A 15439-nucleotide genomic window follows, 5' to 3' on the forward strand; every position below is an offset into this window, starting at 1 on the left:
GCCCGGGGCACGCTCGGACCGGCGCGGCGGCTCCCGCCGCCGTGACCGGGCGGACCGTGCGGGAGGATGGGCCGGTGAGCCTGCACCGCACCGAGCTCGGCCAGACGGGGTCGCGCGTCGTCTTCTGCCACGGCCTCTTCGGACAGGGGCGCAACTGGACGCAGATCGCCAAGGCGCTCAGCGCCGACCACCGCGTCCTGCTCCTCGACATGCCCAACCACGGGCGCTCGCCGTGGACGGAGACGTTCGACTACCTCGACCTCGCCGACATCGTCGCCGACGCGATCGGCGACGAGCCGGTCACGCTCGTCGGCCACTCGATGGGCGGGAAGATCGCGATGTGCCTCGCGCTGCGCCACCCGGAGCTGGTCGAGCGGCTGGTGGTCGTCGACGTCGCGCCGGTGGCGTACGCCAGTGGGCGGGAGTTCGTCGGCTACATCGAGACCATGCGGGGGATGGACGTCGCCTCGATCGAGCGGCGCGAGCAGGCCGAGGAGGCGCTGCGCGAGGCGGTGCCCAACCCGGTGGTGCGCAGCTTCCTGCTGCAGAACCTCAGGCGCACCGAGGACGGCTGGCGCTGGCAGGTCAACCTCGACCTCCTCGGCGAGCACATGGCGTCGCTGACCGGCTGGCCGGGCGAGGCGCTCGGCCCGGCGACGTACGACGGACCGGTGCTGTGGGTCGGTGGGGCGGGCTCGGACTACATCTCCGACGAGCACGCCGGCGAGATGGACCGACGGTTCCCGCGCAACCGCCGCGTCCTGGTGAAGGGCGCCGGGCACTGGGTGCACTCCGAGCAGCCGGAGGTCTTCCTCGAGGTGCTGCGCCGGTTCCTGGCCTGAGATCGGACCGAGGTCGGACTGAAGACCGGCCCGGCCGCCCGGACCTCAGGCCTTCTGCCGGGCCCGGTAGGCCGCGACGGCCTCGCGGTTGCCGCACGTGGTCGAGCAGTAGCGCCGGGAGCGGTTGCGCGAGAGGTCGAGCACGACGTCGTCGCAGTCGTCCGCGGCGCAGCGGTCGAGGCGCGACATCTCGTCGGCACGGATCACGTCGACCATGGCCATCGCCGTCTCGACGACGACACGCTCGTCGAGCGGTCGGTCGGGGCCCACGGCGTGCAGGTGCCAGTCCCAGCTGTCGTGGCGCTGGAGCTGGGGGAGTGCCCGGGCCTTCGCGAGCATGCCGTTGACGATGCCCGCGGCCTCGTCCCGCTCGGCCAGCAGCAGCTCCTTGAGCGCGGGGCGCAGCCGGCGCACGGCCGCCAGCTCGGCGGGCGTCGCGTCGTGCCGCCCGGTGTAGGACCACGAGGCGAGGAACGCCGAGAGGTCCTCGACCGACCCGAGCGGGTCGCCGGGCTCGTCGGTCGAGTTGACGAGGGCGACGGCCGCCTGGAGGGCCGCGTCCGTGTCATCCGTGAAAAGCATGTTGACACATTACACCGACCCGCCTACGGTCATGACCGTGACGGCTTTGACACATGACACCCGATCCTCCCGGACCGCCGCCGGCCTGCTCTTCGCCGTGGTGTCGGCGACGTCGTTCGGCATGTCCGGAGTCCTGGCCCGGGGCCTGCTCGACACCGGCTGGAGCGCGGGCGCCACCGTCGCCCTGCGGGTCGCCATCGCCGCCGCGGTGCTCGTCGTGCCGGGCGCCCTGGCGCTGCGCGGTCGCTGGCACCTGGTGCGCGACAACGCCGGCCTCATCGTGGTCTACGGCGTCGCGGCCGTCGCCGGGGCCCAGCTGTGCTACTTCTACGCCGTCACCTACATGCAGGTCAGCGTCGCGCTGCTCCTCGAGTACACCGCGCCAGTGGCCGTCGTGGTCTGGCTGTGGCTGCGCCACGGCCACCGTCCCTCGGGACTGACGCTGCTCGGGGCCGCGATCGCCGCGACGGGCCTGGTGCTCGTGCTCGACGTCGTCTCGGGCGCCGAGCTCAGCACGGCCGGGGTGCTGTGGGCCCTCGGCGCCATGGTGGGTGCGGCGACCTACTTCGTGATCTCGGCCGACGAGGACAACGGCCTGCCGGGCATCACCCTGGCCGCCGGCGGGCTGCTCGTCGGTGCGACGGTCCTGGTCGTCGCCGGGCTGGTGGGCGTGCTGCCCTTCGACGCCTCGACCGCCGACGCCGTCTACGACGGACGCGAGGTGGTGTGGTGGCTGCCCGTCGTCGCGCTCGGACTCGTGACGGCTGCGCTCGCCTACGTCACCGGCATCGCGGCCGGGCGCCGCCTGGGCAGCCGGCTCGCGTCGTTCGTCGCGCTCGGCGAGGTCCTCGCAGCGGTCGTCTTCGCCTGGCTGGTCCTGGGGGAGCTGCCCCGGGCGATCCAGATGGCCGGAGGCCTCCTGGTGCTGGCCGGCGTCGTGGTCGTCAAGCTGGGGGAGGGGCGCTCGCCGCTCGTGGTGGAGCCGGTGCCCGAGCGCGAGGTCAGTGGGCGTCCTGCCGCTTGAGGAACACCTCGCGGTGCAGCAGCAGCAGGGCGGCCGCGACGGGCACGGCCAGCAGCGCGCCGATGATGCCCATCAGCGAGCCGCCCACCAGCGCGGCGACCACGGTCACCGACCCCGGGATGTCGACCGACTTCTTCATGATGCGCGGGTAGATGAAGTAGGACTCGAGCTGCTGGTAGGCGAGGTAGTAGATGAGCGCCACCAGCGCGACCGTCGGTGAGACGGTGAGCGCGAGCAGCGTCATGATCGCGCCGGAGACGAATGCCCCGACGACCGGGATGAGCGAGAACAGCCCCACGACGAAGGCCAGCGCGAAGGCGTAGTCGCTCAGCCCGATGAGGAACGAGAACACGAGCGTGCTGAGCCCCGCGCACAGCGCGACGATGAACGCGCCGGCGACGTAGGCGCCGGTCGAGCGGATGATGCGGTCGCCCAGCTCGCTGACGCGGGGCCGCTTCGAGGCCGGCGCCAGGGAGTAGCCGGCGTGCTTGATGCTCGGCAGCGAGGCGAGGAAGTAGATCATCAGCACGATCACGATGAGGCTGTTGGTGAGCGCGGACAGCACCCGCAGGCCGAAGCCGAGCGCGCCGCCGAAGACGCGCTCGCCGAACCCGCCCTCCTCGATGTACTCGCGGGCGCGGGCGATGACGTCGTACCGGTCGTCGAGGCGCTGCACCTGGCGGTTGTCCTGGAGCTGGTCGAGCCAGCCGGGCGCGCTGCGCGTGATCGCCGCGATCTGCTCGCTGATCACCGGCGCGATCGCGAAGACGAACAGCGTCAGGACGGAGATCACCACGACGAGCACGAGCAGCACCGAGAGCCCGCGGCGGATCCCCCGGCGCATGAAGAACTCCACGACCGGGTTGAGCCCGATCGCGAGGAACATCGACATGACGAGCAGCACCAGCACCGAGGAGATGCTCAGCAGCTGCTGGCTGAGGAAGACGGCGACGAGGGCACCGAGCGCGCCGAAGAAGCCGATCTTGAACGGCGAGTGCCGCAGCAGGAGGGGCGGCGTCGTCGGCTCCGCCGGGGCGTACGGCGCGGGCGTCGCCTCGTCGACCACGAGGTCCGTGGCGTCGTCGATGCGCTCGGCGATGACCGCGGCCGACCGGACCGACTCGTCGGCGGCGTCCTCCGCAGCGTCGGCCGCCGCCTCGGCGCGGTCGGCGTGGTCGCTGACCTGCTCGACCGCCTCCGTGACCTGCTCGGTGACCTGCTCGGTGACCTGTTCCGTGACCTGCTCGGTGACCTGCACCGGGGCCTGCTCGCTGACGTGGTGGGGCACCCCGTCCGCCTCCGGCGCCGCGGCCCCGGCGTCCCGGGGGGCCACGGCTTCCCGGAGCCGGTCGCGCCAGGTCAGGACTCGTCCTCGCTGAATCCCGCGACGACGTCGTGCAGGGCTCCGAGCTGTGCGGTGATGGCGTCGCGGCGCTTGCTGACCCGGTCGACCTCCGCCCGGATGTTGGCGAGCTCGCGCTCGGCCTCGGCGACCCGGGTGGCACCGATGGAGTCGGCCTGCGACCGCGCGGACGCGACCACCTGCTCGGCCTCGCGGCGCGCCCGGCTCAGCAGGCCCTCCGCCTCGGACTGCGCCTGCTGGCGGTGGGCGTTGGCCTGGGCCGTCGCCTCGCGGGCACGCTGCTCGGCCGCGTTGGCGCGGTTCTCCGCCTCGGCGACGAGCCGCTGGGTCTCGGCGGTGGCATTGCTGTGGTGCTCGGCGGCCTCGCGGGCCAGCCGCTCCTTCTCCACCGCCAGGGTGCGGCGGGCCTCCTGCACCTCGCGGTCCGCGGCGGCGCGGGCCTGCTCGGCCTCGCGGGTCGCGGTGACCCGCATCTCGTTGGTCTCCTGCCGGGCGGCGAGGCGCAGCTGGTCGGCCTCGCGCTGGGCCGCGGCCAGCAGGTCCTCGGCCTCGGCCTTGGCGAGGTTGCGCTCGGTCTCGGCGTCGGTGACGAGGCGCGAGCGCATCTCGTCGAGCTCCTTGAGCTGCACCATGCGCATGTCGTCGGCCTCGCGGGACGCGTCGGCGCGGATGCTGTGGGCGTCGCGCTCGGCCCGCGTGCGGATCTCGTCGGCGTCGCGCTGGGCGGCCGAGCGCACGTCGGCGGCCTCGTCCTCGGCCATCTTGAGCATCGAGGTGGCCCGTCCGCCGAGGCCGGCGTAGGTCGGGTTGAGGTGCTCCTCGAGCTCGCTGCGCAGCTGCTGCATCTCCGACTCGAGGTCGATGACGCGCTGCTCGCTGCTGGCCAGGCTGGCGGCCAGGCCGGACTTCTCGGTCTGCAGCTGGCCGACGCGCTGGTCGACGGCAGCCTTGTCGTAGCCGCCGCGCCGGACGACCGGCAGCGGGGCCGCGGCGGGCGGCGGGACCGGGGCCGATGCGGGGGCGTCGACCGGGGCCGGGCGGGCCGCGGGCGGGGCGGACCGGGGGGCGGACCGGGGGGCGGACCGGGGGGCAGACCTCGGGGCGGACTGGGGGAGCGGCGGCGGGATGATCGGCGCCTTGCGGGTGGCCTCGGGCTCCGGCGACGGGGCCTGCTCGGGGGCGGCCGGCGGCTCCGGCGCCGCGGCCGCGGGAGCGTCCGGTCCGTCCTGGGGCGCGACGGGCAGCACCTGGGTCTCTTCGGCTGCGCCGTCGGCGGACTCCGGCTCGTCGAAGATGGACAGGCCCTTGTCGGAGCTCATGCGGGGCACCTCTCTCAGGTCGTGCGGACTGCGTCGGTGCCAGTGTCCCTGATGCCCGGACACAAACACACCCCGGCTCGCGGGCCCTCGCCGATCGGGGTGCGATCGTGACGTGGCGAGGGCGGGCCGGGGTGTGCGGGGGTGTGCCGAGACGTGCGTGCGGGGGGTACGCGGGCGGTGCTCAGACCCCGCGGAAGCGGTTGATCGCCGTCTCGTGCCGGGCGCGCATCTCGTGGTCGAGCACGCCGAGGCCCTCCTCGGGTGCCAGGCAGAGGACGCCGACCTTGCCCTGGTGGGCGTTCTGGTGGACGTCGAGGGAGGCCTGGCCGACCGCGGCGAGCGGGTAGGTGCGCGAGAGGGTCGGGTGGATCCTGCCCTTGGCGATGAGGCGGTTGGCCTCCCACGACTCGCGGTAGTTGGCGAAGTGGCTGGAGATGATGCGCTTGAGGTTCATCCACAGGTAGCGGTTGTCGTACTCGTGCATGTAGCCCGACGTCGAGGCGCAGGTGGTGATGGTGCCGCCCTTGCGGGTGACGAAGACCGACGCACCGAACGTCTCGCGGCCCGGGTGCTCGAAGACGATGTCGATGTCCTCGCCGCCGGTCAGCTCACGGATGCGTGCGCCGAACCGCTTCCACTCCTTCGGGTCCTGCTGGGTGCCCTCGTCGTTCCAGAACCGGTAGTCCTCCTCGGAGCGGTTGATGATGAGCTCCGCGCCCATGCTGCGGGCGATGGCGGCCTTCTCCTCGTTGGAGACCACGCACACCGGCGTCGCGCCGCCGTTGAGGGCGTACTGGGTCGCGAAGCCGCCGAGCCCGCCGGAGGCGCCCCAGATGAGGACGTTGTCGCCCTGCTTCATGTCGCCGCCGTTCTTGCTCACCAGCTGGCGGTACGCCGTGCAGTTGACGAGGCCGGGGGAGGCGGCCTCCTCCCACGTGAGGTGCTCGGGCTTGGGCATCAGCTGGTTGGCCTTGACCATCGCCACGTCGGCGAGGCCGCCGAAGTTGGTCTCGAAGCCCCAGATCCGCTGCTCGGTGTCGAGCATCGTGTCGTTGTGACCGTCGGGACCCTCGAGCTCGACCGAGAGGCAGTGCGCGACGACCCGGTCGCCGGGCTTCCAGCGGGTGACGCCGGGGCCGGTCTTGAGCACGACGCCGGACAGGTCGGAGCCGACGACGTGGTAGGGCAGGTCGTGGCGCTTGGTGAGCTCCGAGCTGCGGCCGTAGCGCTCGAGGAAGCCGAACGTGGAGACGGGCTCGAAGATCGAGGTCCACACCGTGTTGTAGTTGATGGCGGAGGCCATCACGGCGACGAAGGCCTCACCCGGGCCGAGCTCGGGGAGCGGGACCTCGTCGACGTGGAGCGACCTGCGCGGGTCCTTCTCCTTCGCCGTCAGGCCCTCGAACATGTCGACCTCGTCCTTCTTCACGAAGGCGGCGCGGTAGGACTCGGGGAGCTCCAGGGAGGCGAAGTCCTCCGTGGTGGCACTGCCGGACTGGATGGCGTCGAGGATGTTCTGCACGGCTGTCTCCTGGTGAGGCATCGGTGGCACGATCGGGGCAGCGTACCGGCGAGTAACCTTGCGCGGTCCGGGGTGTGAGATACGTCGCGTCGGTCGCCGGTCAGTGAGGTGAGGCGGCCGGCTCGACCAGCTCGACGAGCACCCCGCCGGCGTCCTTGGGGTGGACGAAGTTGACCCGGCTGCCCGCCGTGCCACGCCGCGGCGCGTCGTAGAGCAGGCGCAGCCCGCGCTCGCGCAGCACGGCGGCCGCGTGCTCCACGTCGTCGACCCGGAAGGCGAGCTGCTGCAGGCCCGGGCCGCTGCGGTCCAGGAACTTGGCGATGGTCGACTCCGGGGTCAGCGGCGCGAGGAGCTGCAGGCAGGAGCCGCTGGGGTTGGAGTCGGTGCCGCCGACGCCCACCATCGCCTCGCGCACGCCCTGCTCCTCGTTGACCTCCTCGTGCAGGACCTGCATGCCGTAGGTGTCGCGGTAGAACGCCAGGGCGACGTCGAGGTCGGGCACCGCGATGCCGACGTGGTCGATCGCCGTGAAGAGGTGCTGGACGTCGTCGGGCAGCGCGGGGGTGCTCATGGCAGCACATCGTGCACTCCGGGGCGGTGGCGCGCGAGGGGGTGTGACGTGTGCCTCACGGCGGCCGCCCGGCGCACCCTGCCGGAGGGGCCGGTGGCATGGGTATCGTCCGAGGAGGCCCCGGGGCAAGCACGCCCCGCCCGCTCGCTCGACCCCACGCTCGACCCCACGCTCGACCCCACTGCTCGACCGCACCCTGGAGGAAGCCCATGACCGGATCCGACGTCTCCGTCCTCGTCGCGGGGGCACGTACGCCGATCGGCCGCCTGCTCGGCGGCCTCAAGGACCAGACGGCCGCCGACCTCGGTGGTGTCGCGATCAAGGGCGCCCTCGAGAAGGCGGGCGTCACCGGTGACCAGGTCGACTACGTGATCATGGGCCAGGTCATCCAGGCCGGCGCCGGGCAGAACCCGGCCCGCACGGCCGCGGTCAAGGGCGGCATCCCGATGACGGTGCCGTCGATCACCATCAACAAGGTGTGCCTGTCCGGTCTCAACGCCATTGCGCTGGCCGACCAGCTCGTGCGCGCGGGCGAGTGCGACATCGTCGTCGCGGGCGGCATGGAGTCGATGACCAACGCGCCCCACTTCCTGCCCAAGTCGCGCGAGGGCGTGAAGTTCGGCGACGTCCAGCTCGTCGACTCGATGGCCTACGACGCGCTCTTCGACCAGTTCACCTCCCAGGCCATGGGCCTGCTCACCGAGGAGTGCAACGCGGCCGGCGCCAACCTCACCCGCGAGGAGCAGGACACCTTCGCCGCCTACTCCCACCAGAAGGCCGCCGTCGCCTGGAAGAACGGCGTCTTCGCCGACGAGGTGGTCCCCGTCGAGGTGCCTCAGCGCCGGGGCGAGCCGGTCGTGGTCAGCGAGGACGAGGGTGTGCGCGGCGACACCACCGTGGAGTCGCTCGCCAAGCTGCGCCCGGCCTTCAGCAAGGACGGCACCGTGACCGCGGGCTCCGCGTCGCAGATCTCCGACGGCGCCGCCGCCGTCGTCGTGATGAGCAAGGCCAGGGCCGAGGAGCTCGGCCTGACCTGGCTCGCCGAGATCGGCGCGCACGGCCAGGTCGCCGGTCCCGACTCGACCCTCCAGCTCCAGCCTGCGGCCGCGACGGCCAGGGCGTGCGAGAAGGAGGGCATCTCGCCGGCCGATCTCGACCTCGTCGAGTTCAACGAGGCCTTCGCCGCCGTGGGCATCTCCTCGGCCCGCGAGCTGGGCATCGAGGACGCCAAGGTCAACGTCAACGGCGGTGCGATCGCGCTGGGCCACCCGGTCGGCATGTCCGGCACCCGTGTCGTGCTGACCCTCGCGCTCGAGCTCAAGCGCCGCGGAGGCGGCGTCGGTGCCGCCGCGCTGTGCGGCGGTGGCGGCCAGGGCGACGCCCTGATCGTCCGCGTCCCCTCCTGATCGCGTGGGCGGGGCACGCGTGGGCGGACGGGGTGCCCCGGCGGTCCCCGACCTCGTCGCGCGTGCCCGTCAGGGCGACCCCGCCGCGGTCGCGCGACTGATCACGCTGGTCGAGGACGCCTCCCCGCTGCTGCGGGAGGTGATGTCGGCGCTGCGCGAGCACGTCGGCCGCGCGCACGTGCTGGGCATCACCGGGCCTCCCGGCGTCGGCAAGTCCACCTCGACCAACGCCCTCGTGGCCGGGATGCGCCGTGCCGGCCGGCGGGTGGGGGTGCTCGCCATCGACCCGTCGTCGCCGTTCTCCGGGGGAGCGCTGCTCGGTGACCGCGTGCGGATGGGCGACCACGCCCTCGACCGCGACGTCTTCATCCGCTCCATGGGTGCTCGCGGGCACCTGGGCGGGCTGGCCTGGTCGACGCCGCAGGCGGTGCGGGTGCTCGACGCCGCGGGCTGTGACGTGGTCGTCGTGGAGACGGTCGGCGTCGGGCAGAGCGAGGTCGAGGTCGCCGGCCTGGCCGACACCACCCTCGTGCTGGTGGCGCCCGGGATGGGCGATGGGATCCAGGCGGCCAAGGCCGGCATCCTGGAGATCGGTGACCTGTACGTCGTCAACAAGGCCGACCGCGACGGCGCCGACCGGACCCGCCGCGAGCTGCGGACGATGCTCTCGATGGCCGACCGGCCCGAGGGCGCGTGGCGACCGCCCGTGCTCCGGACCGTCGCCAGCACCGGCACGGGCATCGACGAGGTGCTGGCCGAGGTCGACCGGCACGCCGCCTGGCTCGCGGAGTCGGGCGGGCTCGCCCGTCGGCGTACGGCCCGGGCCCGCCGCGAGGTCGAGGCCATCGCGCTCGCCGCGCTCCGCGAGCGCTGGGGCGGGGCGGGTGGTCGGGGGGACCTCGACGGCCTGGCCGGCAGGGTGGCCGCCGGCGACGTCGACCCCTACGCGGCGGCCGACGAGCTCCTGGCTCAGGACTGAGCCGACAGCACCTCGCCGAGGTCCGCCGCGGCGCGGCGCGTCCACGCGTGGAGCAGGGGCGCGCTGACGCCCTCCGCGGTCACCGAGAGCAGGTGGTCGCCCGCCGCGTCGCCGGACACGCAGGCGATCACCGTGGTGCGCCCGTCCGCGCTGAGCTCGACGGCGTCGGGCACGGCACCGGGTGCGGATGCGGCCGGGGAGGCGTGCTCGGCGAAGAGGCTGCCGGTCACCTGGGCGGCCCGGACGAGGTCGGCCCGGCCCAGCCCGTGGATCGCCACCGGGGCGCCGCCGGCGGTGCACAGCACGGCCGACGTCGGGGTGTCGATGTCACGCAGCACCTCGACGAGCTGGTCCCACAGCTTCTGGACCCGGGCGGCCTGCTCGGACTCGCGGGAGCGGACCTGCTGGCGGCGCAGGTGCGAGGCACGCCCCGCCCATCCGGCGCCGAGCCGGCGGGAGGGAGAGGAGATGAGTTCGGCGGTCATGGTGAGCACGTCCCTTCCGAGTGACGAGGAGCGACGGAGCCCGAGTCGGCCGATCAGCGCTTGTGGATGTCTTGTGGATGTTTGTGCACGAACCGTAACCGCGGCCCTCTCGGCGCGCGGGTGATTTCGGCATAAACCATCCGGATTGACCGGAGACCCGTGCCGGACGGGCTCGACCGATCGGTCAGCCGATGCGCAGCGTGTGCCCGGTGATCCGGGAGGCGGCACTGCTGGCGAGGAAGAGCGCGGCGTCGGCGACCGCGTCGCCGACCCGCTGCTGCTGGGTGCGGACGAGCGTGCCCCCGGCGACCCGGCTGCCGCCGACGGGGGCCGACGGGGCGTACTGGCGGGGCAGGACGGTGCGGGGCGCCTGCGTGACGGAGTTGACCCGGACGCCGAGCCCGGCCCACTGCTCGCCCGCGCGGGCGGTCGTGTCGACGAGCTGGGCGTGCGCGGCCTCGGGGGTCGAGGACAGCTCCAGCCAGGCGCGTACGGCGCCGGTGTTGACGACGCACCCGCCGCCGAGCGCCGGGCTCTTGCTGAGCTTGAGCCGCAACCGGGTGGTGAGGAAGGTCGGCCCGAGCAGGCCCGAGCGGACCGCCTCGGCGATGAAGGCCTGCTCACCAGCGGGGAGGCCGAACGGCAGGTGGCACGACGCGGCGAGCACGAGCACGTCGATGTGGTCGACGAGCCCGACGAGGTTGTCGATCGAGTCCTGCCGGGCGAGGTTGACCGACTCGTAGTCGAAGGCCGACAGGTCGCTGTCGTAGAGGGAGCGCAGCATCATCGTGCCGGTGACCGTCACGGACGCACCTGAGGCGGCGAACGACGACGCGATGGTGTGGCCCTCGCCGCGCGTGCCGCCGACCACGAGGACCTGATAGCCCGTGAAGTCGTACGACCCCGATGTCGTCATGCCGTGGCGTCCCCTCCGTCGAGCTCCCGGCGCAAGTTCTACCACGCAGTAGGCGTGCCGAGATAGGCGAGCCGGTGCCCAGTTCGGCCACAGTCCGTCGGCCCCGCCTCAGCGGCGGGCCACACCGTCCCCAGCCGTCACTCCACCCTCACGGCGGGCTTCGCCGGAGCGTCCGGGACGGGGGCGACGCCCACCGCGCCGACGCCGCGGACCGCGGCGAAGGTCCACATCTTGTTGAGCACGAAGGACAGCGGCGTGACCAGGGCGATGACGATCAGCTGCGACCAGTAGAGCCGGCTGCGCAGCCCCGAGGAGTCGTCGAAGACGCTGCTGGGCAGGCTCATGGGCGAGCCGGGGTGCATCAGCGAGGTCAGCAGCGCCAGGCCGACGACCTGCCCGCCGAGGCCGACGACCAGGAACGGCCAGTACTCCGAGCGCCAGCTCGCCGCCCGGGTGCTCCGGAAGGTCCACGTGCGGTTGAGCTGGAAGTTGGCGAGGTTGGCGACGAGGAAGGCGAGCGTCGAGTACACGTGGTACCAGCGGAGGTTGTAGTCCGAGGAGCCGATCGCGACCACCGCGTCGTCGAAGTGGGGACCGAGCTTGCGCAGCACGATGAGCGTGAGCATGTTGACGACCACGCCGGTCGCTCCGACCGCGCCGAAGCGGGCCAGCAGCGTGAGGTTGCGCCGATGGCGCGTCAGCAGCGCTGCTCCCCGAGAGGCCATGTCGTCGAGGCTACCGACCCGTGCCCGCCGGGCTGGCGCTTCTCCCTAGACTTTGGCCCATGACGCAGCAGCCGTTCAGCCGCCCAGGTGCCATCGACCTCTCCGGGCTGGGCAAGCCCGCCCCGCAGGCCCCGCAGCCCGCGCCCCGAGGCGCCGCCCCGACCCAGCCCGGTACGCCGACCGGTGGCGGGTCGTCGTACACCGTGCTCGTCGACGAGCAGAGCTTCCAGGGCCTGCTCGAGCAGTCGATGACGGCGCCGGTCCTCCTGGCGTTCTACTCCCGCACCCGGATGCCGGAGAGCGGGCAGCTCGCCGACGACCTCGCCACGGTCGTCGAGGAGCACGAGGGCCGCTACCTGCTCGGGCTGGTCGACATCGACGCGGTGCCGCAGATCGCGCAGGCGATGCAGATCCCGTCCATCCCGCTCGTGGTGGCCGTCGTGGACGGCCGGCCCATGCCGCTGCTGCAGGACGCGCTCCCGATCGCCGAGCTGCGCACGGCCCTGACCCAGGTCGGCCAGCAGCTCACCGCGCAGGGCGTCACCGGCCGGCACCAGCCGCGCTCGGTCGCGGCTCCCGCAGCCGAGGGTGATGAGGAGGCGGTGGACCCGCGCTACGCGCCCGCCCAGGACGCGCTCGCCGAGGGCGACATCGACCGCGCGGTCGCGGAGTACCAGAAGCTCGTGGACGCCAACCCGGCCGACGTCGAGGCGGCCGGCGGCCTCGCGATCGCCAAGGTCATGCAGCGCACCCAGGGCGTCGACCTCGCCCAGGCGCGCTCGGCCGCGGCCGACAACCCCGACGACGTCGACGCGCAGACGCTGGTGGCCGACCTCGACATGCTCGGCGGGCACGTCGAGGACGCCTTCACCCGGCTGGTCAACCTCGTCGCCCGCACCGCGGACCCCGAGCGGTCGAAGGCGCGCGACCACCTGCTCGGCCTGTTCGCCGCGGTCGGCAACGACGACCCGCGCGTGCTCGCGGGTCGACGCAACCTGGCCTCAGCGCTCTTCTGAGGGCCGCTTCTCGAGGATGGAGCGGCCGGCCTCGAGACGGGCGACCGGCACCCGGAACGGCGAGCACGAGACGTAGTTGAGCCCGATGCGGTCGAAGAAGTGCACCGACAGCGGGTCACCGCCGTGCTCGCCGCACACGCCGACCTTGAGGTCGGGCCGGGTCTCGCGGCCCTTCGCCGTTCCCATCTCGACCATGCCGCCGACGCCGCGCTGGTCCAGCGACTCGAACGGCGAGACGTCGAAGATCCCGTGCTCGAAGTAGCGCGAGAAGAACGACGACTCGACGTCGTCGCGGGAGAAGCCCCACGCCATCTGGGTGAGGTCGTTGGTGCCGAAGGAGAAGAAGTCGGCGGCCTTGGCGATCCGGTCGGCGAGGAACGCGGCCCGGGGAAGCTCGATCATCGTGCCGATCGAGATGTCGAGCGCGACGCCCTTGGCCTCCTCGACCTCGGCGATGACCTCCTCGATCTCGTGGCGGACGATCTCCAGCTCTCGCACGCTCGCCACCAGCGGCACCATGATCTCCGGGCGCGGCGTGCCGTGGGCGGCCATGCGGTCCGCCGCCGCCTCGGCGATCGCGCGGGCCTGCATCCGGAACAGGCCGGGGATCTGGATGCCGAGGCGCACGCCGCGCAGGCCCAGCATCGGGTTCTGCTCGTGGAGGCGCCGGACGTGCTTGAGGAGCGCTGCGTCGTGCTCGTCGACCGTGCCCCGCTCCTCGGCCAGCGCCACCTCGACGCTCAGCTCGGTGAGGTCGGGCAGGAACTCGTGCAGCGGCGGGTCGAGCAGCCGGATGGTGACCGGCAGGCCGTCCATGGCCTCGAGGATCTCGGTGAAGTCCTGGCGCTGCAGGGGGAGCAGCTCGGTGAGCGCGGCCTCCACGCCGGCCTCGTCCTCGGCGACGATGAGCTTCTCGACCAGCTCGCGGCGCTCGCCGAGGAACATGTGCTCGGTGCGGCACAGCCCGATGCCCTGGGCTCCGAAGCGCCGGGCGCGGGCGGCGTCGTCGGGGGTGTCGGCGTTGGTGCGGATCCGCAGCCGGCGGGCGCCGTCGGCGTGGGCCATGATCCGCGCCACGGCGTGCGCGAGGTCGTCGTCGAGCTTCTCGCCCTCGAAGTGGCGCACGACGACCGAGTCGGCGACGGGGACGGCGCCGGCGAACACCTCGCCGGTGGTGCCGTCGATCGAGATGACGTCACCCTCGCTGACGGTCTCTCCGTCGCGGACGGTGAACTGCTTGGCCTTGGTGTCGACGTCGAGGGACTCTGCGCCGCACACGCACGTACGCCCCATGCCGCGCGCCACGACGGCCGCGTGCGAGGTCTTGCCGCCGCGGCTGGTGAGGATGCCCTGCGCTGCGACCATGCCGCGCAGGTCGTCGGGGTTGGTCTCCTTGCGGACGAGGATGACGTCCTCGCCGCGCTCGGCCCACGCGACCGCGGTGTCGGAGTCGAAGACGGCCTTGCCGACGGCGGCGCCGGGGGAGGCGTTCATGCCCTTCGCGAGCAGCGTGCGCTCGGCCTCGGCGTCGAAGCGGGGGAACATCAGCTGGGCGAGCTGGTCGCCGGTGACCCGCAGCACCGCCTCGTCCATCTGGATCAGGCCCTCGTCGACCATGTGGATCGCGATCCGGAACGCGGCCTCGGGCGTGCGCTTGCCGACGCGGGTCTGGAGCATCCACAGCTTGCCGCGCTCGACGGTGAACTCGATGTCGCACATGTCGCGGTAGTGGCGCTCGAGCCGCGTCATGATCTCCAGCAGGTCGTCGTGCGACTGCCGGTCGATCTCAGCCATGTCGGCCAGGGAGACGGTGTTGCGGATCCCGGCCACGACGTCCTCGCCCTGCGCGTTCTGCAGGTAGTCGCCGTACTCGCCCTGCGCGCCGCTGGCCGGGTCACGGGTGAAGGCGACGCCGGAGCCGGAGTCCATGCCGAAGTTGCCGAAGACCATCGCCTGCACGTTGACCGCCGTGCCGAGGTCCTCCGGGATCCGCTCCTGGCGGCGGTAGAGCCGGGCGCGGTCGGTGTTCCACGAGTCGAAGACGGCGCGGATGGCGAGGTCCATCTGCTCGCGCGGGTCCTGGGGGAAGTCGCGGCCCGTGTCCTCGGCGATGATCGCCTTGAAGGCCTCGACCACGCCACGCAGGTCGTCGGCGTCGAGGTCGAGGTCGGACTCGGTGCCCTTGGCCTTCTTCACCTCGTCGAGCGCGTCGGAGAACCGCTCGCCGTCCACGTGCAGGACGGTGCCGCCGAACATCTGCAGCAGTCGGCGGTAGGAGTCCAGCGCGAACCGCTCGGACTCGCTGCGGGCCGCCAGGCCGCCGACGGAGACGTCGTTGAGCCCGACGTTGAGCACCGTCTCCATCATCCCGGGCATCGAGAACTTCGCGCCGGAGCGCACCGAGACCAGCAGCGGGTCCTCCGCGTCGCCGAGCTTCTTGCCCATCGCCTCCTCGAGCGCGGCCAGGTGCTTGCTGACCTCGTCCGCGAGGCCCTCGGGCTCATCGCCCTCGCCCGTCTCCTTCAGGGCGAGGTAGGCCCGGCAGGTCTCGGTCGAGATCGTGAAGCCCGGCGGCACCGGGAGGCCGAGGCGCGTCATCTCGGCGAGGTTGGCTCCCTTGCCGCCCAGGAGGTCCTTCTGGTCCTTGCTTCCCTCTGCGAACTCGTAGACCCAGGTCATGCAAGGCATC

At 72.6% G+C, this 15439-nt stretch carries 14 protein-coding genes; 5 read left to right on the forward strand and 9 right to left on the reverse strand.

All coding sequences use genetic code 11. The features are described 5' to 3' along the window. Positions 1-74 precede the first annotated feature (74 nt). The gene (locus SHK17_RS06870) at positions 75-842 is read left to right on the forward strand and encodes an alpha/beta fold hydrolase (RefSeq protein WP_322921540.1); all 768 of its coding nucleotides are present in this window, start codon (positions 75-77) and stop codon (positions 840-842) included. A gap of 45 nt (positions 843-887) precedes the next feature. Here the strand turns inward: SHK17_RS06870 and SHK17_RS06875 are convergent, their stop codons facing one another. Further along, positions 888-1424 carry a CGNR zinc finger domain-containing protein gene (locus SHK17_RS06875; protein ID WP_172270870.1) on the reverse strand — a complete coding sequence of 179 codons (537 nt, stop codon included), beginning with the start codon at positions 1422-1424 and terminating at the stop codon, positions 888-890. A 37-nt stretch (positions 1425-1461) separates the two neighbouring features. Here SHK17_RS06875 and SHK17_RS06880 point away from each other — a divergent pair, with 37 nt between their 5' ends. Then, positions 1462-2448, forward strand: coding sequence for an EamA family transporter (locus SHK17_RS06880; RefSeq protein WP_322921541.1), 987 nt, complete (start codon positions 1462-1464; stop codon positions 2446-2448). Here SHK17_RS06880 and SHK17_RS06885 read toward each other — a convergent pair. The 4 genes from SHK17_RS06885 to mce form a co-directional block, all read right to left on the reverse strand. Further along, entirely contained in the window at positions 2426-3736 is a 1311-nt protein-coding gene (locus tag SHK17_RS06885; RefSeq protein ID WP_322921542.1) for an AI-2E family transporter, read from the reverse strand. The genes SHK17_RS06880 and SHK17_RS06885 overlap by 23 nt on opposite strands. A 71-nt stretch (positions 3737-3807) precedes the next feature. Further along, complete coding sequence (locus SHK17_RS06890; RefSeq protein WP_322921543.1) at positions 3808-5130, reverse strand: DivIVA domain-containing protein; 1323 nt, start codon at positions 5128-5130, stop codon at positions 3808-3810. A 181-nt stretch (positions 5131-5311) separates the two neighbouring features. Further along, on the reverse strand, positions 5312-6652 hold the full coding sequence (ccrA, locus tag SHK17_RS06895) for a crotonyl-CoA carboxylase/reductase (RefSeq protein ID WP_322424553.1): 1341 nt from the start codon (positions 6650-6652) through the stop codon (positions 5312-5314). Positions 6653-6752: 100 nt separating this feature from the next. Continuing rightward, positions 6753-7223 (reverse strand): methylmalonyl-CoA epimerase, encoded by a 471-nt coding sequence (gene mce / locus SHK17_RS06900; RefSeq protein WP_172270879.1) that lies wholly within the window; start codon positions 7221-7223, stop codon positions 6753-6755. A gap of 209 nt (positions 7224-7432) precedes the next feature. Here mce and SHK17_RS06905 point away from each other — a divergent pair, with 209 nt between their 5' ends. Together SHK17_RS06905 and meaB are read left to right on the forward strand one after the other, a co-directional pair. Next, positions 7433-8629 carry an acetyl-CoA C-acetyltransferase gene (locus tag SHK17_RS06905; RefSeq protein ID WP_322921544.1) on the forward strand — a complete coding sequence of 399 codons (1197 nt, stop codon included), beginning with the start codon at positions 7433-7435 and terminating at the stop codon, positions 8627-8629. A gap of 19 nt (positions 8630-8648) precedes the next feature. Then, complete coding sequence (gene meaB, locus SHK17_RS06910; protein ID WP_322921545.1) at positions 8649-9608, forward strand: methylmalonyl Co-A mutase-associated GTPase MeaB; 960 nt, start codon at positions 8649-8651, stop codon at positions 9606-9608. On the opposite strand, the gene SHK17_RS06915 is transcribed toward meaB, so the two are convergent. The 3 genes from SHK17_RS06915 to SHK17_RS06925 form a co-directional block, all read right to left on the reverse strand. Then, the gene (locus tag SHK17_RS06915) at positions 9599-10093 is read right to left on the reverse strand and encodes a hypothetical protein (RefSeq protein WP_322921546.1); all 495 of its coding nucleotides are present in this window, start codon (positions 10091-10093) and stop codon (positions 9599-9601) included. The two genes, meaB and SHK17_RS06915, sit on opposite strands and share 10 nt — an antisense overlap. A gap of 184 nt (positions 10094-10277) precedes the next feature. Further along, positions 10278-11009, reverse strand: a complete 732-nt coding sequence (locus SHK17_RS06920) for an SDR family oxidoreductase (RefSeq protein ID WP_322424549.1) — start codon at positions 11007-11009, stop codon at positions 10278-10280. A gap of 137 nt (positions 11010-11146) precedes the next feature. Next, the gene (locus tag SHK17_RS06925; protein ID WP_322921547.1) at positions 11147-11734 is read right to left on the reverse strand and encodes a GtrA family protein; all 588 of its coding nucleotides are present in this window, start codon (positions 11732-11734) and stop codon (positions 11147-11149) included. Positions 11735-11793: 59 nt separating this feature from the next. Between SHK17_RS06925 and SHK17_RS06930 the strand changes: the two genes are divergently transcribed. Then, entirely contained in the window at positions 11794-12750 is a 957-nt protein-coding gene (locus SHK17_RS06930) for a tetratricopeptide repeat protein (RefSeq protein WP_322424547.1), read from the forward strand. On the opposite strand, the gene ppdK is transcribed toward SHK17_RS06930, so the two are convergent. After that, positions 12736-15429: a pyruvate, phosphate dikinase gene (gene ppdK, locus SHK17_RS06935; RefSeq protein ID WP_322921548.1), complete on the reverse strand. Its 2694-nt coding sequence runs from the start codon at positions 15427-15429 to the stop codon at positions 12736-12738. The genes SHK17_RS06930 and ppdK overlap by 15 nt on opposite strands. Positions 15430-15439 lie beyond the last annotated feature (10 nt).

The organism is Nocardioides renjunii (assembly GCF_034661175.1).
In the GTDB taxonomy this organism is placed as follows: domain Bacteria; phylum Actinomycetota; class Actinomycetes; order Propionibacteriales; family Nocardioidaceae; genus Nocardioides; species Nocardioides renjunii.